The following is a 3,830-nucleotide window of genomic DNA, read 5'->3' as shown; positions in this document are numbered from 1 at the left end:
TGGCCGTTCCATGGAGTGATCAGCTGCAGGCGGCGGCCGTTCGCCGAACTCGACGATCGAGCGGCGCACGATCGTTCCTGCTTCGTCGAGGTTCAAGCGCGCGCAACGGCCCTTGTAGGAGAATGTGAGTCGGAATTTCCCCCCATGCTCCCCCTCGCCGCGCTCGCAAAGGCTAGTGATTTCGTTGCGGCGCATCAGGGCCTGAATATCGGATGGCTGCACGTCAAGGAGCTCGCTGAGCAGCGAAGCCTCGATCGTGAAAACCCCATCCTGTCGCTCCAGCTTCATCGGTCGCCTCTTCACGCGCCTACCACGTCAGCTTCGGGGTCAACCGGTGCAGCAGTATGTCGAAGCGACGTGCAGCCGCCGCGTCGCTCGTTCTCAAGGCCACGCAGGCCTGTCCGGCAAGCCGGCAGGCGGTCTCCACCTCTCCTGCTCCCGCGAGCGCTGTGACGCTTTCCAGCAGGATCTCGGAAAGCCGTCCTTCCGACGCAGAACAATCGGCCGCGCTGGCTTCCGCCAACTCACTTGTACCTCGCCTCACCATCTTTCCCCGTCCCGTATCCCGAAATGCGCTTTGGCTTCGGGGCTCATCATCTCCGGCATCCAACGTGGCTCATAGGTGAGCTCCACATCGACGAACTCGATCCCCGGAACATCGCTCGCCGCCTCGCCCGCACCCCGCTTCAGGTAGTTCGTCGCCGGGCATCCGGGCGTTGTCGTGGTCATGGTGATGTGGACGATGCCGCCCTCTTCCACGGCGACCTCGTAGACGAGGCCGAGGTCGACGATGTTCCAGCCGAGCTCCGGATCAATCACCCGGCGCAGCGCTTCCCTGACAGGCTCGACAGCATCGGCCTTTCCGTCGGTCGGCGATGATGCGCGGGGCTGCCCCCCTGCTGCAGGGCTTTGGCGCAGAACCGGCGCACCCGACATGAGATGCTCCATGATCGTGCCTAAGATCGCCGGCTTGAGATGCTGCCAGTCGCCATTCGCCTTGGTGACGATGATCGAATCCCTGGCGAAGGAGACGCTCGAGACGCCCGCTATCGCGAAGAGCCGCTCGGCGAGCGGCGAGATGGCCGCCTCCGCCTTGTCGCGCAGATCAAGCGTGCCCTCCGCCAGGACCTCGCAGCCGGGCAGAAATTTCAGCTGGGCCGGATCTGCTGTCGCTTCGGTTTGAATGAACATGGCTCGTGCGCTCCTTAGGGATGCTGGGCGGGACGCTGCCGCAGGCCCTGACACGGCAGGCACCCAGCATTCATGCCACTGCCTGCCGGGATGCGCCGACACGCACCAGGATCTTGTAGCTCTGGCCATCCGGCTCGAAGCCGCCGCGCCATGCGTGTCCGCGTTTCGCGAGTTCGGGAATCAGGAAGGTCGGCTCGCGGCACAACAGCGCCGACAGGACCTCACCCTCCTCCATGGTTTCCGTAGCAGCCAGGATCCGCACCATTGGCTCCGGAGGGTCGAGCTCACGGTTATCGAGATGCTGCACGGGCTCCGGCCAGGCCGCAGCATCGGGAGTTGGCGCGGCGGATGGCTCCGTTTCGGCGGCAGAGGCGGATCGCGTCGGCCGGAACAGAACCTCCCAGTCACCGTCCTCGAGCTCCCTCTCTTCATGGCTGAAGCCCTTCGAGCCGAGCACGCTGAAAAGCGGAACCGGCTTGAAGGTCGCGAGTAGCCGAAGCCCCTGTCCGGGGGCGAGCGTGGCCACGGCCTCCATGATCTGCTGAAACGGCTCGCCGCCTGCCCGCAGGACCGGGCGAAGGTCGAGATCCAGAAAAGCCGCTTGCATGGCACTTGCCTCCTTTTTCAGTCAGGTTTGATGGGAAAGTGAGAACAGAAGTCTCGGTCTGCGCACCCCCAGTGGAAGCCGCAGTGCGGTTTCGACATCGACGAGACGCCGTGTCCGCACCAGGTGCGCGACAATTCCGGCCGTCGCGATCAGCAAGGCCGCGGCGCAGGCCTGGAATGCCGGTAGATAGTCGACGATGAGAGCCGCGGTGCCAGCCCAGACCGAGAGGAAATAAAGCCAGAACCACTTGGTCGCACGCGGCTCGACGACAAGGTCCTGGACGCGCGGCGTCCGAACCTTGCCTAGCACCGGGCCGTAGCACTCGAGCCAGGTCAGAAACGCGACGATCTTGTAGAGTTGAGCGAGTCCAAGACCGGATAGCCAGCCGAAGGCGAACAGGAAAACGACGGCACCGACGTGGTCCGCCAGACGTCCGAGCGCAAGCAGGACGCAGATTAGCACAACGGACGCTGCGAGGGAGGCGAGCGCGAACGCCGCCATCCGGCCGTTGAGCTCAATATGTGCACGCTTGCGTCGCCTGTAGAGATGAATCACGTCGGCCCCATAGAGGGCGAGAGCCACGAGGCCCAGGCTGCCGGCGGCTGACAACACGAGCGCGAGGTTTCCGCGAAGCAGGATCGCCAGCACGCCGCCCACGACCGCGACGGCGAGTGCTGCAGAACCGAGATAGAGCGCGGTCTTCGTGCTTCGGCGCTCGAGATCCGGAGCCAGCATGAACATTGCGAGCAACCGGTAGCTGACACCCATGGCGGCGAACGTGAGCCACCCGCCCAGCCCTGCGATCATATGAAGAGGCAAGCCGGTCGCGGTCAGAGCGACGAACGGGTCATAGGCCGCCAATCCACCGACCACCAACGCGAAGATGATCCCCAGAATCGCTGTCGCTGCGACGCTCGCGAGGCCGACGATGACGAACAGCGACGGCAAGGGTCGCGTCTGCGCGGCCCAGATCGTGCGCGCCAGATTCCACAAGACGAGCGCGAAACCTAAACCCAACAGCGCGGCGGCTAACCCGAAGAAGGGTGGCGCAGGACTGACGTGGCCGGCAAGCTGCAGAAAACCGAGGATCAGCGCTGCGAGGCCGACGACAAGCGAGACGAGCGCCGGCAGGGGCAGAACATCGTTGTGAAGCGGCTGCGCAACGAGAACGGGGACGAACTGGAACAGCGCTCCGCACATCAGAAGGCTGAGCCAGCCGATCGCTACAAGATGGACGAGGATCAGCGTTTCGGGCGCCTGCAGTCCGACACGGGGGAAGCCGTAACCGAGCGTCATCAGGGCTTCTGCCGCGACAAGGAAAAGGAGCGCCGCAGCAAAATAGGACATCGTCCATCTGGAGAGCGAAGCACCGATCATGGTCACCTCTTTCCAGGGCCTCGTGCCGGCATATTCAGTCGGCGCGAGGCTCCCGGGTCGAATTCAAGCGGCCTTTGCGGGCTTGCCGATCTCGACCCGCCAAACCGCTGGTCCACGTTCGAGATACGTCCAGGAAAACTGCTTCGGATATTCCGCTTCGAGCTGGTAGTAGAGCGGCTTCGGGTCATGATCGTTGACGAGGATGAATGAGCCGCCAGACGCCAGTTGGTTGACCAACTCAAATATTTTTGCGTGCCGCTGCGCAGGAACGAGGGTACGCACGTCGATCACGTCGGCGTCCGATGCTATGGTGGGGTTCGTCATGAAAAGCTCCTTGGTCGCTGCATTGGTCTGAACGGCCTGACTATGGCGACCTCTTTCGCCGGCCGGCCAGGTCTGGAATGCTGGCCCTTGCAATAGGTCTCGGCGGCATCGCTGGGTTTGCCTTGTTCATTGCCACCGCCTTCGCGTCCCGGTGTGACCCGGGTTGTCCGCTAATGTCTCGCCAAAAACATATATTGTCAATACATGTTTTTGCACATCGCCGATGTGTCGATGCCCCGTGTCGCCGGCATCAGGTTCGAGATAACGCGGTGTGGCCGGCATCGCGTCAACATTCGTCTTCTTGACGCCTAAGATATATTTTATATATATC

At 63.0% G+C, this 3,830-nt stretch carries 7 protein-coding genes; all 7 read right to left on the bottom strand.

What is annotated here, in order from left to right:
• On the bottom strand, window positions 1-288 hold a 288-nt coding region (locus EOD07_RS26065), incomplete at its 3' end, for a DUF6522 family protein (protein ID WP_127237457.1).
• Window positions 289-307: 19 nt separating this feature from the next.
• On the bottom strand, window positions 308-523 hold the full coding sequence (locus EOD07_RS26060; RefSeq protein ID WP_127237456.1) for a hypothetical protein: 216 nt from the start codon (window positions 521-523) through the stop codon (window positions 308-310).
• 17 nt (window positions 524-540) lie between these two features.
• Window positions 541-1,191 carry a NifU N-terminal domain-containing protein gene (locus EOD07_RS26055; protein ID WP_127237455.1) on the bottom strand — a complete coding sequence of 217 codons (651 nt, stop codon included), beginning with the start codon at window positions 1,189-1,191 and terminating at the stop codon, window positions 541-543.
• A 70-nt stretch (window positions 1,192-1,261) separates the two neighbouring features.
• Entirely contained in the window at window positions 1,262-1,798 is a 537-nt protein-coding gene (locus EOD07_RS26050; protein ID WP_127237454.1) for a DUF2249 domain-containing protein, read from the bottom strand.
• Between the two features lie 21 nt (window positions 1,799-1,819).
• On the bottom strand, window positions 1,820-3,175 hold the full coding sequence (locus EOD07_RS26045) for a hypothetical protein (protein WP_127237453.1): 1,356 nt from the start codon (window positions 3,173-3,175) through the stop codon (window positions 1,820-1,822).
• A 63-nt stretch (window positions 3,176-3,238) separates the two neighbouring features.
• A complete protein-coding gene (locus EOD07_RS26040) occupies window positions 3,239-3,499 on the bottom strand; it encodes a DUF2249 domain-containing protein (protein WP_127237452.1) in 261 nt (86 codons plus the stop codon).
• 126 nt (window positions 3,500-3,625) lie between these two features.
• Window positions 3,626-3,830 (bottom strand): hypothetical protein (locus tag EOD07_RS38185; protein ID WP_206519558.1); only part of this gene is annotated, 205 nt, incomplete at its 5' end.

It is taken from the genome of Mesorhizobium sp. M2C.T.Ca.TU.002.02.1.1 (genome assembly GCF_003997225.1).
Note: the sequence above shows the minus strand (reverse complement) of the source record. Positions and strands in the feature narration are given on the sequence as shown.

Bases quoted from the DNA above. Each gene is read 5' to 3' on its own strand.
- EOD07_RS26055 (WP_127237455.1), bottom strand. From the start codon at position 1,191: ATGTTCATTCAAACCGAAGCGACAGCAGATCCGGCCCAGCTGAAATTT.
- EOD07_RS26050 (WP_127237454.1), bottom strand. From the start codon at position 1,798: ATGCAAGCGGCTTTTCTGGATCTCGACCTTCGCCCGGTCCTGCGGGCA.
- EOD07_RS26045 (WP_127237453.1), bottom strand. From the start codon at position 3,175: ATGATCGGTGCTTCGCTCTCCAGATGGACGATGTCCTATTTTGCTGCG.
- EOD07_RS26040 (WP_127237452.1), bottom strand. From the start codon at position 3,499: ATGACGAACCCCACCATAGCATCGGACGCCGACGTGATCGACGTGCGT.